The 14,360-nt window shown below is 74.3% G+C and carries 15 protein-coding genes and 1 pseudogene; 12 read left to right on the forward strand and 4 right to left on the reverse strand.

Annotated elements, in window-relative coordinates; translation table 11 throughout:
- The 5 genes and pseudogenes from ETD96_RS47690 to ETD96_RS27845 form a co-directional block, all read left to right on the forward strand.
- Window positions 1-801 (forward strand): annotated as a pseudogene (locus ETD96_RS47690) (hypothetical protein); the annotation flags it as partial.
- Window positions 798-1,247, forward strand: a complete 450-nt coding sequence (locus tag ETD96_RS27830; RefSeq protein WP_138639453.1) for a roadblock/LC7 domain-containing protein — start codon at window positions 798-800, stop codon at window positions 1,245-1,247. The pseudogene ETD96_RS47690 and the gene ETD96_RS27830, both read left to right, overlap by 4 nt.
- 30 nt (window positions 1,248-1,277) lie before the next feature.
- Window positions 1,278-1,736 carry a DUF742 domain-containing protein gene (locus tag ETD96_RS27835; RefSeq protein ID WP_138639454.1) on the forward strand — a complete coding sequence of 153 codons (459 nt, stop codon included), beginning with the start codon at window positions 1,278-1,280 and terminating at the stop codon, window positions 1,734-1,736.
- A gap of 40 nt (window positions 1,737-1,776) precedes the next feature.
- Window positions 1,777-2,376 carry a GTP-binding protein gene (locus ETD96_RS27840; RefSeq protein WP_138639463.1) on the forward strand — a complete coding sequence of 200 codons (600 nt, stop codon included), beginning with the start codon at window positions 1,777-1,779 and terminating at the stop codon, window positions 2,374-2,376.
- Between the two features lie 114 nt (window positions 2,377-2,490).
- Window positions 2,491-3,264, forward strand: coding sequence for an SGNH/GDSL hydrolase family protein (locus ETD96_RS27845; protein WP_138639455.1), 774 nt, complete (start codon window positions 2,491-2,493; stop codon window positions 3,262-3,264).
- A 30-nt stretch (window positions 3,265-3,294) separates the two neighbouring features.
- On the opposite strand, the gene ETD96_RS27850 is transcribed toward ETD96_RS27845, so the two are convergent.
- The gene (locus ETD96_RS27850; protein WP_171069265.1) at window positions 3,295-3,633 is read right to left on the reverse strand and encodes an STAS domain-containing protein; all 339 of its coding nucleotides are present in this window, start codon (window positions 3,631-3,633) and stop codon (window positions 3,295-3,297) included.
- A 185-nt stretch (window positions 3,634-3,818) separates the two neighbouring features.
- Between ETD96_RS27850 and ETD96_RS27855 the strand changes: the two genes are divergently transcribed.
- Window positions 3,819-7,385, forward strand: a complete 3,567-nt coding sequence (locus tag ETD96_RS27855; RefSeq protein WP_138639457.1) for an AAA family ATPase — start codon at window positions 3,819-3,821, stop codon at window positions 7,383-7,385.
- On the opposite strand, the gene ETD96_RS27860 is transcribed toward ETD96_RS27855, so the two are convergent.
- Complete coding sequence (locus ETD96_RS27860) at window positions 7,382-9,304, reverse strand: ABC transporter ATP-binding protein (protein WP_240808280.1); 1,923 nt, start codon at window positions 9,302-9,304, stop codon at window positions 7,382-7,384. The two genes, ETD96_RS27855 and ETD96_RS27860, sit on opposite strands and share 4 nt — an antisense overlap.
- A gap of 260 nt (window positions 9,305-9,564) precedes the next feature.
- Here ETD96_RS27860 and ETD96_RS27865 point away from each other — a divergent pair, with 260 nt between their 5' ends.
- The 6 genes from ETD96_RS27865 (at window position 9,565) to ETD96_RS27880 (ending at window position 13,196) form a co-directional block, all read left to right on the forward strand.
- A complete protein-coding gene (locus ETD96_RS27865) occupies window positions 9,565-10,671 on the forward strand; it encodes an LCP family protein (RefSeq protein ID WP_138639459.1) in 1,107 nt (368 codons plus the stop codon).
- Window positions 10,672-10,712: 41 nt separating this feature from the next.
- Window positions 10,713-11,006: a hypothetical protein gene (locus tag ETD96_RS27870; protein WP_138639460.1), complete on the forward strand. Its 294-nt coding sequence runs from the start codon at window positions 10,713-10,715 to the stop codon at window positions 11,004-11,006.
- An 85-nt stretch (window positions 11,007-11,091) separates the two neighbouring features.
- Entirely contained in the window at window positions 11,092-11,250 is a 159-nt protein-coding gene (locus ETD96_RS45115) for a hypothetical protein (RefSeq protein WP_171069266.1), read from the forward strand.
- A gap of 168 nt (window positions 11,251-11,418) precedes the next feature.
- Window positions 11,419-11,574 (forward strand): hypothetical protein, encoded by a 156-nt coding sequence (locus ETD96_RS45120; RefSeq protein WP_171069267.1) that lies wholly within the window; start codon window positions 11,419-11,421, stop codon window positions 11,572-11,574.
- Between the two features lie 51 nt (window positions 11,575-11,625).
- Window positions 11,626-12,114: a glutathione peroxidase gene (locus ETD96_RS27875; RefSeq protein ID WP_138639461.1), complete on the forward strand. Its 489-nt coding sequence runs from the start codon at window positions 11,626-11,628 to the stop codon at window positions 12,112-12,114.
- Window positions 12,115-12,284: 170 nt separating this feature from the next.
- A complete protein-coding gene (locus tag ETD96_RS27880; RefSeq protein WP_138639464.1) occupies window positions 12,285-13,196 on the forward strand; it encodes an oxidoreductase in 912 nt (303 codons plus the stop codon).
- 3 nt (window positions 13,197-13,199) lie between these two features.
- Here ETD96_RS27880 and ETD96_RS27885 read toward each other — a convergent pair whose 3' ends face one another.
- Together ETD96_RS27885 and ETD96_RS27890 are read right to left on the reverse strand one after the other, a co-directional pair.
- Window positions 13,200-13,775, reverse strand: coding sequence for a TetR/AcrR family transcriptional regulator (locus ETD96_RS27885; protein WP_138639462.1), 576 nt, complete (start codon window positions 13,773-13,775; stop codon window positions 13,200-13,202).
- A 38-nt stretch (window positions 13,776-13,813) separates the two neighbouring features.
- Window positions 13,814-14,360 (reverse strand): methylated-DNA--[protein]-cysteine S-methyltransferase (locus ETD96_RS27890; RefSeq protein ID WP_240808281.1); only part of this gene is annotated, 547 nt, incomplete at its 5' end.

Here is a 14,360-nt window from a genome sequence, read left to right on the forward strand (position 1 = left end):
CCCGCCCCCGGCACGGCCGGGAGCAACGGCGCCGGCTACCGGCCGGGCGGCCGCACCGGCCCGCAGTCCGTCGTCCCGGAGGCGCAGCCGGCGGTGCCGGAGCCGCGCTCCGCGCGCCAGATCCCGTGGGAGACCGGGCCGCTGCCGGTCGAGTCGCTCCCGGCGGCCGACGGCTACGCCTACTCCGACGGCGCGGCGCCGGCCCCGATGGAGGAGTACGCGCCGGAGCCGCCCGCTCCCGAGCCCGCCATGCGGGCCGCTGCGCCGCCGGCCGAGCCGGCGGGTCCGCCGCGGATGCCCGAGCGGTCGCCCATCTTCGACGCGATGCAGTCCGAATGGTTCCAGCGCAGGTCCGGAGGGTCGTCCGGGGAGGATCCGGTGAAGGGTTGGGAATCGCCCGCGGACGCGGGGTTCCGCGCCGCCGAGGCCGCCCGGCGGCCGGTGGCGACGTCCCGAACGAACGTGGGGCTCCCGAAGCGGGTGCCCGGCAAGAACCGCGTGCCCGGAGCGGTCGGCCGCACCCCCGCGGGGGCGGCGCCGCCGCCGGCGGCGCCGCCGCAGGGAGGCCCGTTGCCGGGCGGGACCGGCCCGGTGCAGTCTGTGCAGGGACAGCGGCCCCCGGCGCCGCAGGGACCGCAGGTCCCCGGCCAGGAGGGTCCCGGCCAGTCGGCCGACGTGGTACGCAGCCGTTTCGCGAGCCTGCAGCGCGGCGTCCACCGGGGACGCAACGAGGCTCGAGGCACAGGAACTTCAGGTGAGGCGCCGTCACAGGGTGACGGCGAGACAGGAGGCACGCGGTGAGCGGGCAGGATCTCAACTGGTTGGTGACGAACTTCGCCGACCGTGTCGCGAAGGTCGCGCACGCCGTCGTGGTCTCCTCGGACGGGCTGCCGATGGCGTACTCGTCGGGGTTCCCGCCCGAGCGCGCCGACCAGCTGTCGGCGATCGCCTCGGGGCTGATGAGCCTCACCCAGGGCGCGGCGAAGATCTTCGACGCGGGCGGGGTGAACCAGACCGTCGTCGAGATGGACCGCGGGCTGCTGTTCGTCATGTCCATCACGAACGGGTCGGTGTTCGCGGTGCTGGCGGCCCCGGACTGCGACCTCGGGCTGGTCGCCTACGAGATGACGCTGCTGGTCGAGCGGGTGGGCCGGGCGCTGACCCCCGCGCTGCGCACCCAGGAGCAGCAGCCGCCCTACTCCGGGCCGTCCGTGACCGAGATGGGCGCAGGCCCCGCCCGCTATTGATCGTGACTGACTCTGACGGAGGTCGGCGACATGGATCGAGGCAGTCACTACGGAGGCGCCCCCGGCGGGCCGGGCGGCTCCGGACGCTGGCCCGGTGACCAGGGCCGGGCGCCGGGCCGCCCGCCCGAGCGGGACGAGGGCGAGGGCAGTTCGCTGGTGCGCCCCTACGCCGTCACCGGGGGGCGCACGAAGCCGCGCTACGACCTGGCCATCGAGGCGCTGGTCACCGCCGCGCCCTACCCGCCCCGGGACGTGGCCGTGCTGACCCCCGAGTACCGGGCGATCATGGATCTGTGCCGGTCCGCCCGCTCGGTGGCCGAGGTGTCCGCGCTGCTGCGCCTGCCGCTCGGCGTGGCGCGCGTGCTCGTCGCCGACATGGCCGTCGAGGGCCTGCTGCGGCTGCACCAGTCGCAGCCCGCAACCACCGCCGGCGGACAGCCGGACATCCGCTTGCTAGAAAGGGTGCTCAGTGGCCTTCGGAAGCTCTGACCAGGTCCCGCCCCCCGGGCCGCACGGCGGAGAGGCCGAGCTGACCTCGGTCAAGATCGTCGTCGGTGGCGGATTCGGCGTCGGGAAGACCACGTTCGTCGGCTCCGTCTCGGAGATCATGCCGCTCACCACCGAGGCGGTGATGACCGCGGCCAGCGCCGACGTGGACGACCTGTCGGCCGTGCCGGACAAGACGACCACGACGGTCGCGATGGACTTCGGGCGCGTGTCGCTCGACAGCGAGCTGATCCTGTACCTGTTCGGCACCCCCGGGCAGCACCGGTTCTGGTTCATGTGGGACGACCTGGTCCGCGGCGCGATCGGCGCCGTCGTGCTGGTCGACACCCGCCGGCTGGAGGACTGCTTCGCCGCGGTGGACTACTTCGAGGAGCTCGGCCTGCCGTTCGTGGTGGGCGTCAACGGGTTCCACGGCGAGTTCCAGTACGCCGTGGAGGACATCCGCGAGGCGCTGTCGATCAGCGCGCACGTGCCGATCGTGCAGTGCGACGCGCGCAGCCGCGAGTCCACGAAGCAGGTGCTGATCACGCTGGTCAAGCACGCGATGACGGTGCACTCCGGCGGTGCGCCCGCCGCCGCGCCCGCCCCGCAGCCCGGTTCCACCTCCCCGAGCTGGACCTAGCCGCCCGCGCCGCCCGCCGGGGGCGCGGGCGCCGGGTTACGGTCGCGTAGGTCGTATGCACGATGCATGATTAATGGTCGTGTTCGATCATGTTGACGCGTGTGGGGGTTTGCGATGAGCGAAGTGGAGCGGATCCGGACGTACGTGGCCATCGGCGATAGCTTCACCGAGGGCCTCAACGACCCCTATCCGGGCGAGGACGACGTGTTCCGCGGGTGGGCCGACCGGCTCGCGGAGCACATCGCCGCGCACAGCCCCGGCCTGCGCTACGCCAACCTCGCCGTCCGCGGCAAGCTCGTCCGGCAGATCGTGGACGACCAGGTGCCGCGCGCCGTCGAGCTCGCCCCCGACCTCGTCACGCTGTGCGCCGGCGGCAACGACATGATCCGGCCGGGCGCCGACCCGGACGCGCTCGCGGTCGTGTTCGACGACGCGGTCCGCCGGCTGCGCGCCACCGGCGCCCGGGTCGTGGTCTTCACCGGCTTCGACACCCGCGGCCTGCGCTCGGGCCACCGGATCCGGGGCAAGGCGGCGACCTACAACATGCACCTGCGGGCGATCGCCGACCGCCGCGGCTGCGACGTCGTCGACCTGTGGCCGCTGCGCGCGTTCGACGACCCGCGCGCCTGGCACGAGGACCGCCTGCACCTGTCGCCGGAGGGGCACCGCCGCATGGCGCTGCTGGTCGCCGGGGCGATCGGCGTCCCGGTCGAGGGGGACTGGCGCGAGCCCTGGCCGCCGCTGGACCGCGCCGACTGGCTGACCATGCGCCGCGAGGACGTCCGCTGGGCGCGCACCTACCTCGTCCCGTGGATCGGGCGCCGCGCGACCGGCCGCTCGTCCGGCGACGGCCGCGCCCCGAAGCGCCCCACGGCCCTCCCGCTGTAGGGCCGTCCCTCCGGGGGCCGGGCGCTCCGGTCAGCCGGCGAGGGCCTCCTGCAGGGTCTCGGTCACGGGGATCCGGCGGTGCAGCCCGGTGATCTCCAGGGCGCGGCGGACGATCGGGCGAGGGCCGGCGAGGGTGAGGCTGCCGCCGGCGGCCGTCGCGGCCTTGTAGCAGGCGACGATGACCGACAGGCCGTTGGAGTCCATGAACTCCAGCTCGGCGAGGTCGAGGACGAGGTGCTCGCCGTGCTCGCGGCGGGCCTCGTTCAGTTCCCTGCGGAGGTCTTCCGAGCAGGCGATATCGAGTTCCCCGCGCAGCCGGACGACGGCTCGCCCGCCGTCGGCGCGCGTGGTCACTTCCCAAGGTGGCACGGGGGGTTCCCCTCCTGTGAGCCCAGCGTCCGGCGGAGGGCCGTCCGGCGGATGCTTTCCATCTGACAACTATCACCGACGTCCGCGCGCCTGCCAACCCGCCGCGACGGGGGTGTGTCCGTGTGTGCCGGGTCATAGGGTGCTGTCGGACGTGATCGCCCCCGCCGCTGTACAGGAGACGCGACTTGAGTGCCCCCCGGCTGCCGGACCATCTCGAAGTGCTGCTCACCGAGGAACCCGTACTGGACGTGTACGCGTACGGGCCCTGGCGCGTACCGGACGGCCTGTACGAGGAGATCCGCGAACGGGCGGTCGCCTACAACACCGACAAGCGCGCGGTCGTGCTGACCCGGCGGCTCAGCGACTTCTACGGGGACGGCACCAGCGCGGCGGGGGCCGAGCAGTGGTCGCTGCTGACGTTCCTGCTGGGGGCGTCGGCGGTGCGCGGCGGGTCGCGCGGCGACGTCGACTACGAGCTGCTGTCGGACTTCCTGGCGACGCCGGAGCCGGCGGTGCGCGACCCGCTGGCCTGGTTCACCCAGGGCGGGCGGTGGCGGCCGCCCGGCCTGTGGCTGCCCGAGCCGGCCGGGGACGACCCCGAGCGCCGAACGGTGATGTTCGAGCTGGCGCGGGCCGGGCTGGACGTCTTCGCGGGGCTGGAGCCGGTGGAGCGGCGCCGCGCGGCGCTGGCCGAGCTGTTCGACCGGCGCGCCGCCGACCCGGAGCTGCGCGAGGCGGACATGGCCGTCCCCAACCGGCGGCTGGAGGACGCCTGGACCGCCGGGCTGACCGACGCGGAGCTGGCCGTCCTGCCGGAGCTGGCGGGCCCGGTCGGGTACCTGGGGTGGGCGTGCCAGGGCCTGGACGCCGCGCACGAGCGGCTCGCCGGATCCGTCGCCGACGGGGACGAGGCCGACGCCGCGCTGGCCCGGCTGCTGCTGGCGGCCGAGGCGCAGGTCGTCCCGGCGGAGCTGGCGGTCGTGCTGGGCACCGCCCGCTACGAGAACGTGGAGGAGCGGTTCCGCGCCGCGCGCGAGGGGTTCTCGGCGGAGGCGTGGCAGGGCGACGTGCGCGCCTGGCTGGCGCGCGGCCTCGTCGCGGGGGAGGCCGACGCCGCCCGCGCCTGGCTGGACATGGCCGTGCGCCTCACCGGCGCGGTGCAGGGGCTGCCCGACGCGCCGGTCACGCCGAAGTGCCGCGTCCCGGTGCGCCCCTTCCAGGCCGACCTGCGCCGGCTGTTCACCGCCCGCCGCATCCTCCACGTGCCGTCGTTCGGGACCGGCGACAAGGACGCGGCCACCGCGGCGGAGCGCCCCGGACGCGCCGCGCCGCCGGAGCCGGGGCTCGTCGGGCAGCCGGAGCTGACCCGGGTGCTGCGGGACGCGGTGACGGCCCGGCTGGCGGGCGAGCGGGCCGTCCGGCTGCTCGTCACCGGCCCCGAGGGCACCGGCAAGGGCACCGCCGCCGAGGCCGTCGAAGAGCTGCTGGCCGCGCGCGGCGCCGTCCGCGAGGCGCTGTGGATCTCCGACCAGGTGTTCGCGTCGCTCGGCGTGAGCGACGCCGTGCTGTGGCTTCAGGCCCGCGTCCGCGACTGCCTGGAGGGGCGCATGCTCCTCGTCGTGGACGACCTGGAGAAGCTCGCCGCGAGCGAGCGCTGCGGCGCCGCCGCCGTGGAGGAGCTGCGGCGGCTCATGGCCCGCGCGCCGTCCCTCGACGTCGTCGCGCTGTGCCGGCCCGGCGGCGACCGCCGGCTGTTCGACGCCAACCCGGCGCTGGTGCGCGCGTTCGACGTCGCCCGCACCCGCGACTTCGGCGAGGACGACTTCGCCGAGCTGTTCACGCTCGCGGTCGCGCGGCGCGGCGGCCGCACCGCGCCGGAGGCCGCGGCGGCCGCGGGCGCGCTGCTGCGCCGGACGCCGCCGCTGCGGAACCTGCGCGGCGCCCGGCTCGCCGACCACATGGCGGGCCAGGCCGTCGCCGCGGCCCGCGCGCGGGCGGCGGACGCCGGCGCCGACGGGGTCGAGGTCACCGCCGCCGACCTGCCGCAGCGCCTCGTCGCGGGCCGCCCCGCCGAGACCGACCCGCTCGCCGAACTGGCCGCCTGCGTCGGCATCGACCCCGTCAAGCGGGAGGTCGACGCCCTGATCGCCGAGGCCGAGGCGGCGCGGCTGCGCCGCGAGGCGGGCATGACGGCGCGGGCCCGCCCCCGGCACCTGGTCTTCACCGGCAGCACCGGCACCGGCAAGGGCAAGGTCGCCCGGATCCTCGGCCGGATCTACGCCGACCTCGGCGTGCTGTCGTCCGGCCACCTCGTCGAGGTGGAGCGCGCCGACCTGCTCGGCGAGTACGCCAGCGAGAGCGTGCTGCGGGTGCGGCGCGCGGTGGAGCAGGCGCACGGCGGCGTCCTGCTGGTCCGCGACGCGCACGCGCTGGTGTCGGTGTCGGCGGACGCGGCGCGCGGCCGGGAGGTGCTGGACGTCCTGCTGACCAGCGTCCAGGCCCATACCGAGGACCTCGTCGTCGTGCTGACCGGCCCGCACGCGGAGATGAACGGGCTGCTCAAGGCGCATCCCGAGCTGGCCGCCCACTTCCCCCGCACGATCCGGTTCGCCGACCTCACCGACGACGAGCTGGTGCAGGTGTTCGCGGCCAAGGCCGCCGCGTCGGGGTTCGAGCTGGCCCCCGGCGTGCTGGACAAGGTCCGCGCGCTGGTCGAGGCGGCGCCGCACGAGCGGAGCCTCGGCAACGTCCGCATCATGACCAACCTGCTGGACCGGGCCGTCGCGATGCAGGGCCGCCGCGTCCTCGCCGACGGCATCGTGGACGAGACCGAGTCCCTCGACGTGATCCTGCTGGAGGACGTCCCCGACACGCTGACCCGCGGCCGCGACGACGTGCCCGGCGACCCGCTCGCCGAGGTCGAGCGGCTGATCGGGCTCGCCGACATCAAGCGTGAGGTGGCCGCGCTCGTCGCGGAGGTCCGCGCCGAGCAGCTGCGCCGCGACGCCAAGGTGTCGCCCGCGCCCCCGGCCCGGCACATGGTGTTCAGCGGCAACCCCGGCACGGCCAAGACGACGATCGCGCGGCTGATCGCCGCCGTCTTCGCCCGGCTCGGCCTGCTGTCGTCCGGGCACCTGGTGGAGGTCACCCGCGCCGACCTCGTCGCCGAGTTCGTCGGGCAGACCGCGCCGCGGGTGCGGGGCGCGGTCGAGCGCGCCCTCGGCGGCGTCCTGTTCGTCGACGAGGCGTACGCGCTGTCGTCGGCGGGCGGCGACCGGCGCGACTTCGGCCACGAGGCGATCGCCGAGCTGCTGCGGCTGATGGAGGAGCACCGCGGCGACCTGGTCGTCATCGTCGCCGGCTATGACGCCGAGATGGAGCGGTTCCTGGAGGCCAACCCGGGCCTGGCGTCCCGGTTCCCGAAGAAGCTCCGCTTCCCGGACTACACCGACGACGAACTCGTCACGATCTTCGAGTTCATGGCGGCCGAGGCCGGGTTCGCGCTCGCGCCCGGGGTGCTGGACGCGCTGCGCGAGCGCGTCGCCGCGCAGCCGCGCGGCTCCTCCTTCGGCAACGCCCGGCTCGTCCGCAACCTGCTGGAGGCGGCGATCTCCCGGCAGGCCCAGCGCATCACCGCGGGCGACGACGCGGGCCACGAGGTCGACCCGGCGGAGGTGGTGCTGCTGCGGTCCGAGGACCTGCCCGACGCGCCGCCCCGCGCGGACGAGGGCGGCTACGGCCTCTACATCTAGCCCGCCTGCGCGGTCTCCTGCGGGCCGCCGGCGCCGTAGGCGGCGGCCTGCAGCGAGTACAGGTCGGCGTAGAGGCCGCCGCGGGCCATCAGCGCGGCGTGGTCGCCCTCCTCGCTCACCTCGCCGCGCTCCAGGACGTAGATCCGGTCGGCGTAGCGGACGCTGGCGAGCCGGTGCGTGATCAGCAGCACGGTCCGGCCGTCGGCGTGCGTGCGGATCCGCTCGAACAGCTGGTGCTCGGCCCGCGCGTCCAGCGCCGCGGTCGGCTCGTCGCAGATCAGCAGCGGCGCGTCCCGGAAGAAGCCGCGGGCGACCGCGAGCCGCTGCCACTGCCCGCCGGACAGGTCGGCGCCGCCCTTGAACCGGCGGTCCAGCAGCGTCCCGTAGCCGCGGGCGAGCTCCGCGACGACCTCGTCGGCGCCGGACGCGCGGGCGGCGGCGAGCATCGCGGGGTCCTCGCCGCCGTCCTCGCCGGCCCCGTTCGCGGCATGGTCGCGGCCCCGGCCCATGGTGATGTTCTGGCGGGCGGTCATCGGCCAGTGCGTGTACTCCTGCGCGATGACGGCGATGCGCTCCCAGACGTCCTGCGGGGGGACGTCCGTCAGCGGCACGTCGTCCCACCGCACCTCGCCGGAGTCCGGGTCGTACAGGCCCGCCATGATCTTGGCGAGGGTCGTCTTGCCGGAGCCGTTCTCGCCGACGAGCGCGACCACCTCGCCCCTGCGCAGGTCCAGCGAGACGCCGTTGAGGGACGGCGCGTCCGCGCCCGGGTAGGTGAACACGACGTCGCGGACGCGGATGTGCGCGAAGCCGTCCGGCAGCCGCCGCCGCTCCTCCGCCGGGGCGGGCGCGAGGGCGCGGCGCGGGATCCGCTGCTCGGCGGCGGCGCAGAACGCGACGTAGTCGCCGAAGTACAGGCCCTCCTCGTAGCACCGGTTGACGGCGAACACCAGGTTGGCCAGGGACGACTGGCCCGTCCGGATCGCGAGCACCGCCGTGCCCGCGACCGCCAGCGGCACCGCGCCCTTCCACAGCATGAATCCCAGCGCGACGTAGACGAGCGCCGTCGCGGCGCCCTTCAGCATGTCGCCGGTGACCTTCACGACCAGCTGGCGGCGCGCCACGTCCAGCTCCACGCTCCGCTGGTAGGACGCCGACCTGTCGTACTGGTCCAGCAGGAAGCCGCGCATCGTGAACGACCGCACCTCGGCGGCGTGCTGCCGGTCGACCATCAGCTCCGACAGGATCCACTTGCGCCGCGTCACCCCGATGAGGGACAGCATCATCACGTACCGCATCCGCGCGCTGCGCAGGGACGCCCACCCCTCCGGGACGGCGGTCAGCAGGAGCAGCGGCAGCAGCAGCGGGTGCAGCACGCCGAGCGTCCCGGCGGCGGCGACCATGCCGATGGCGCCGGTGAGCACGTCCACGGCGTGCTGGACGACCATGGGCGCCGACACCATGCCGCGCCCCTGGGCGCGCTTCAGGTCGTCAAGGAAGTCGGAGTCGTCCAGCGCGGTCATGTCCACCGCGGTCGTCGCCTCGTAGAGGCGCAGCTCGACCAGCCGCTCGACCTGCGGCTCCAGCCGCGCCTGCGCCCATCCGGCGCCGGCCTGGAGCGCGGCCCGCAGCGCCACCGCGCCCGCGACGAGCGCCAGCGACGGCAGCGCGTCGCGGACCCGGGACGGCGTCGGCGCCGCGCTGAACAGGGCGGTGAGCACCCCGGTCGTGGCCAGCAGCCAGAACGCGGTGAAGAACCCGGCGGCGACGTTGAGCGAGACCGTGGTGATCGTGTCGGCGCGGCTCGCCCGCCAGGCGAGCCGCGCCGCCTGCGCGAGCGTCGCCGGGAACCGCCGCGCGATCGTGCCCAGCCCCGTCTCGGTGAGTTCCTTGTCACGCGCGTGCCAGGTGAGGATCACCTCCGGAAGCCCCGGGTCGGCGGGGGCCGCCCGGCGGCGCCGGTTCCTCCCGCGCAGCGTGAACCGCCTGGATAAACGCCGTCCCGCACCCATGCGCCGCCCTCCGCGCGTCCCGCCGGTTTACTCCCCGCCGGGGGCAGTGTGCGCCTTAAGGGGGATGGTGTCCGCTTCATTCGTCACAGAGCGCGGTGATTTGTTCAAGTGGACAATCATGCGGCGGAGGGACGCGCCGCACCCTCAGTGTTGTCTAAGGTCTACGCATGAACGACGGCCGGTCGCACCAGCAAGCCGCCTACGGACGGGATCCGTACGGAGACCGCTACGACCCGTACGACGACCCGTACGCGGGTGACCAGCTCGCCGGCGGGCGGCACGATCGGGGCGGCCCGTACGACGGCGCGCCGGTCCGGCGCCGCCGGCGGCGGCGCTGGCCGCGGGTGCTCGGCGCCGTCGCGGTCGTGCTGCTGCTGGTCGTCGTGGGCGGGTACTTCTACATGGACTCGCGGCTCAAGCGCGAGTCGGTGCTGGTCGACTACCCCGGCCGCGTCGCCGACACCGCGGGCACGACCTGGCTGGTCGTCGGCTCCGACAGCCGCGAAGGCCTGTCGAAGGACGACCAGAAGCGGCTCGCGACCGGGTTCGCCGGCGGCCGCCGCACCGACTCGATGATGCTGCTGCACTACGGCTCCGGCGGGACGTCGCTGATCAGCCTGCCGCGCGACTCCTACGTCCCGATCCCGGGGCACGGGTCGAACAAGCTGAACGCGGCCTTCGCGTTCGGCGGCCCCAAGCTGCTCGTGCAGACCGTCGAGAAGGCCACCGGCCTCCGCATCGACCACTACGCGGAGATCGGCTTCGGCGGCTTCGTGGGCGTGGTCGACGCCGTCGGCGGCGTGGACATCTGCGTCAAGGACGACATCAAGGACCCCAAGGCGGGGCTCGACCTCAAGGCCGGCTGCCAGACGCTCAACGGCGGGCAGGCGCTCGGCTACGTGCGGACCCGCAAGTTCGCCCGCGCCGACCTGGAGCGCGTGGAGCACCAGCGCCAGTTCTTCGCCGCGCTGATGAAGAAGGCCACGAGCCCCGGGACGATGCTCAACCCGTTCCGCGGCGTCCCGCTGGCGATGAACGCCACCAGCAACTTCCTGGTGGACGAGAACGACCACCTGTACGACCTGGTCCGCATGATGTGGGCGATGAAGGGCGTGAGCGGCGGCAGCGGCGTGACCACGACGGTCCCGATCGGCGGCAGCGGCAGCTCGGCGGCGGCCGGCTCGTACATCACCTGGGACAGGGCCAAGGCGTCCAAGCTGTTCGACGCCCTCAAGCAGGACCAGCCCATCCCGCAGGACGTCATCACCAAGTGACGGGGAGCCGCCCGCCGGCGCTCCTTGGCTACAGTCGGAATATGGCCGATGTGACGCCGGACGGCGCGGACCTGGACGAGCTGTCCTCCAAGGAGCTGTACGAGCGGGCGATGGACCTGGCCAGGCGGCGGCGGGACGTCGGCTTCCTGTGGGAGCTGCTGCGCGCGATCCCGGCCGCCGCGGCGGCGACGGGCGAGGTCGACCGCGCCGAGTTCGACCTGTTCCACGGCCTGTCGCTGCTGGAGGAGTTCACGCACGCGGGGGAGGGCGAGGTCGGCGAGGCGCTCCGGCCGCTCTACATCGGCTACCTCGCCGAGCACGCCAACCGGACCTGACCGTCTCTTTGCCCTCTCTTGATCTCTGTTCCGCCGCCCCTGGGAATCACTCTGCGTAGGCAAGCGACCGCAGAGGGTGGTTGAAGTGAACAAGAAGCATATGAAGATCGCCGCCATCGCCTTCGTGGCGTGGTACGTCATCAGCAGGCCCCAGGGGGCGGCGACTCTGGTGAACAACGCCCTGAGCGGCCTCGGGAGCGCGGCGGAGTCGTTGTCGCAGTTCATGAGCGCCATCCCGAGCTGACCGACGGCTCCCGGGCCCCGTACCCCCGGCGGTGCGGGGCTTCTTCGCGTCCGGGCGACCAAGCGGTGGCGCGCGCGTCACAGTAAAATCCCGCTTTGCGGGCAGACGCCGCTGGGCACAATTGGATCGGGTCAGTTGTGTCGCGCGCTACAACCAGGGACGGGCGTAATGAACAAGAAGAACTTGCGCTATGTGGCGATCGCCTTCGTCATCTTCTACTTGCTGAGCTCCCCGACCGACGCCGCGGGCGTGGTCAACAACGCCCTCGACGAGCTGGGCAACGCGGGCAACCAGCTCGCCGCCTTCGTGAACGCCTTGGGCTAGGACGACGGCGGCCGGGGCCGGTCGGGGGAGGCATCTCCTAAGATCGGCCTCATGTCTGTCTTCGACGTAGAGATCGACGGTCTGCGGGGCGGCTCCGCGGACCTCGCGCAGTACCGGGGCAAGGCCGTGCTCGTCGTCAACGTCGCGTCCAAGTGCGGCCTCACCCCGCAGTACTCCGGCCTGGAGCGGCTGCAGGAGCGCTACGCGGAACGCGGCTTCACCGTCCTCGGCGTGCCCTGCAACCAGTTCATGGGCCAGGAGCCCGGCACCGCCGACGAGATCGCCGAGTTCTGCTCGGCGACGTACGGCGTCACCTTCCCGATGACCGAGAAGGTCGAGGTCAACGGGGACGGCCGGCACCCGCTGTACCAGGGCCTCGTCGACGTCCCCGACGCCGAGGGGTACGCCGGCGACATCCGGTGGAACTTCGAGAAGTTCCTCATCGCCCCGGACGGCGCGGTCGCCGCGCGGTTCGCGCCGCAGACCGAGCCGGAGACCGACGAGGTCACCGGCGCCATCGAGAAGAACCTGCCCGCCTGATCCCGGACGCGCCCTCCGCGCTCCGGGGGGCGCGCCGGCGCGGGGCGGGCGCGGCGCGGGCGGTGTGAATCGCGCCACACCGCGGCCCGGTTGCCCTCTATTCGATGACCCGTCTAACTTGGCAGTCCCGCGCGGCGACGCGAGTCCCGCGCGACGACGTGGAGGTGCCCATGCGCGGATGGACGGCGAACGACATCCCCGGCCTGTCCGGGCGGCGGGCGGTCGTCACCGGCGCCAACAGCGGCATCGGCTACCACACCGCGCTCCAGCTCGCCCGGCACGGCGCGTCCGTCGTGCTGGCCTGCCGCAGCGCCGAACGCGGCCAGGCCGCCGTCGACCGGATCCGGGCCGCCGCGCCCGGCGCCGACCTCGCGCTCGGCTCGCTCGACCTCGCCGACCTGGCGTCCGTCCGGGCGTTCGCGGACCGGCACGGCGCCGAGCCCCTCGACGTCCTCGTCAACAACGCGGGCGTCATGGCGATCCCGCGCCGCGCCACCGCCGACGGCTTCGAGATGCAGTTCGGCACCAACCACCTCGGCCATTTCGCGCTCACCGGCCTGCTGCTGCCCGCGCTGCGCTCCGCCCCGTCCGCCCGCGTCGTCACCGTCACCTCCGGCTTCGCCTGGACGGGCCGGCTGGACTTCGACGACCTGCAGGGCGAGCGCCGGTACCGCAAGTGGGCGGCCTACAGCCAGGCCAAGCTCGCCAACCTCCTCTTCGCCAAGGAGCTGGACCGGCGCTTCCCGGAGCTGACGAGCGTCGCCGCCCACCCCGGCTACGCCGCGACGAACCTCCAGCAGACCGGGCCGAGGATGCAGGGCAACACGCTCATGGAGAAGGCCACCGGCATCGGGAACGCGCTGATCGCCCAGTCCGCCGCGGCGGGCGCGCTGCCGTCCCTGTACGCCGCGACGGCGGACGTCGAGGGCGGCGCCTGCTACGGCCCCCGGCTGCTCCAGTACCGCGGCGCCCCCGCCAAGGTGGTCACGCCCCCGCAGGCGAACCGCCCCGGCCTCGGGGAGCGCCTCTGGGAGGTCTCCGAGTCCCTCACGGGCGTCACCTACGAGCACGCGCGGACCTGACCGCTAGGACAGCCCCCGCACCGCCTGCGCCACCGTCGCGTCGACGACGGCCCCGGCGCCGGACGGCCGCCGCTGCGCGAGCCGCGCGGCCGCGTCGACCAGCCCCTGGATCAGTTCGGCCCGCAGCTCCGGATCCGGGACGCCGCCCGCCTCCAGCGCGGCGGCGAGCGGCCGCAGCAGCTGCGCGTGCCCGGCCCGGATGCGGTCGAGGGCCGGCTGGGCGAGGGCGTGCTCGGCCAGCGCGACGGCGGCGGCGTGCCGGCCGTCCGTCATGACCTCCAGCTGGCAGCGGACGTAGGCGGCGACCTTGCCGTCCAGGCCGTCCGCACCGCCGAGGGCGCGCTCCACGAGCGCCGCCCAGCGCGGCAGCTCCTCGTCCAGGATCGCGGCGACGAGGTCGTCCTTCGAGCGGAAGTACTCGTACAGGCCCGGCCGGGACAGCCCGACCCGCCGCGCCAGCGCCGCCAGCGTCAGCGCCTCGATGCCCTCCTCGGCCACCAGCGCCCGCGCCCCGTCCAGCAGGTTCCGCAGCTGCCGGGCCCGGTGCTCCGCGACGGTCGCCTCACTGATCTTCGGCACCCGCCCATTCTAGGCTTCCCGACTCCTCGTCGGTATGTTCACGGAGCCCGGCCGATGTCCCAGTCGAGGGTCGCGGGGAGGGCGCCCTCCAGCGTGAGCAGCCAGCGCTTGACCTCGACGCCGGACCCGCCGCTGTAGCCGCCCAGCCCGGTCGAGGCGACGACCCGGTGGCACGGCACGATCAGCGGGATCGGGTTGCTCCCCATGATCTGCCCGATGACCTGGGCGTGTACGCCGGTGCCGCTGCGGTCGCCCAGCTCGCCGTAGGTGACGGTCCGCCCGTAGGGGACGGACTCGTACAGGGTCGTGAGCACCTGCCGCTGGGCGTCGGTGGTGAGGCGCCAGTCGATCGGCACCTCGAACTCCTTCAGGTCGCCGGCGAAGTAGTCGCGCAGCGCCGCGAGGACCGGGGCGACCCGGCCGGGGGCGTCCACGACCGGCAGCCCGGCGGCCTTGGCGGTCCGCGCACGGGCCGCGGGGGTGTCGCGGAAGTGCAGCGCGGCGACCCCCGTCCCGGTCTCGGCGACGAGCAGGTGCCCGAGCACGGTCTCGACCGTGCCGAACGCGAGGGTCTCGGTCATCGTG

It is taken from the genome of Actinomadura geliboluensis (assembly GCF_005889745.1).
Classification (GTDB): Bacteria; Actinomycetota; Actinomycetes; order Streptosporangiales; family Streptosporangiaceae; genus Spirillospora; species Spirillospora geliboluensis.

Bases quoted from the DNA above. Each gene is read 5' to 3' on its own strand.
- ETD96_RS27835 (WP_138639454.1), top strand. From the start codon at position 1,278: ATGGATCGAGGCAGTCACTACGGAGGCGCCCCCGGCGGGCCGGGCGGC.
- ETD96_RS27845 (WP_138639455.1), top strand. From the start codon at position 2,491: ATGAGCGAAGTGGAGCGGATCCGGACGTACGTGGCCATCGGCGATAGC.
- ETD96_RS27865 (WP_138639459.1), top strand. From the start codon at position 9,565: ATGAACGACGGCCGGTCGCACCAGCAAGCCGCCTACGGACGGGATCCG.
- ETD96_RS27870 (WP_138639460.1), top strand. From the start codon at position 10,713: ATGGCCGATGTGACGCCGGACGGCGCGGACCTGGACGAGCTGTCCTCC.
- ETD96_RS45120 (WP_171069267.1), top strand. From the start codon at position 11,419: ATGAACAAGAAGAACTTGCGCTATGTGGCGATCGCCTTCGTCATCTTC.
- ETD96_RS27875 (WP_138639461.1), top strand. From the start codon at position 11,626: ATGTCTGTCTTCGACGTAGAGATCGACGGTCTGCGGGGCGGCTCCGCG.
- ETD96_RS27880 (WP_138639464.1), top strand. From the start codon at position 12,285: ATGCGCGGATGGACGGCGAACGACATCCCCGGCCTGTCCGGGCGGCGG.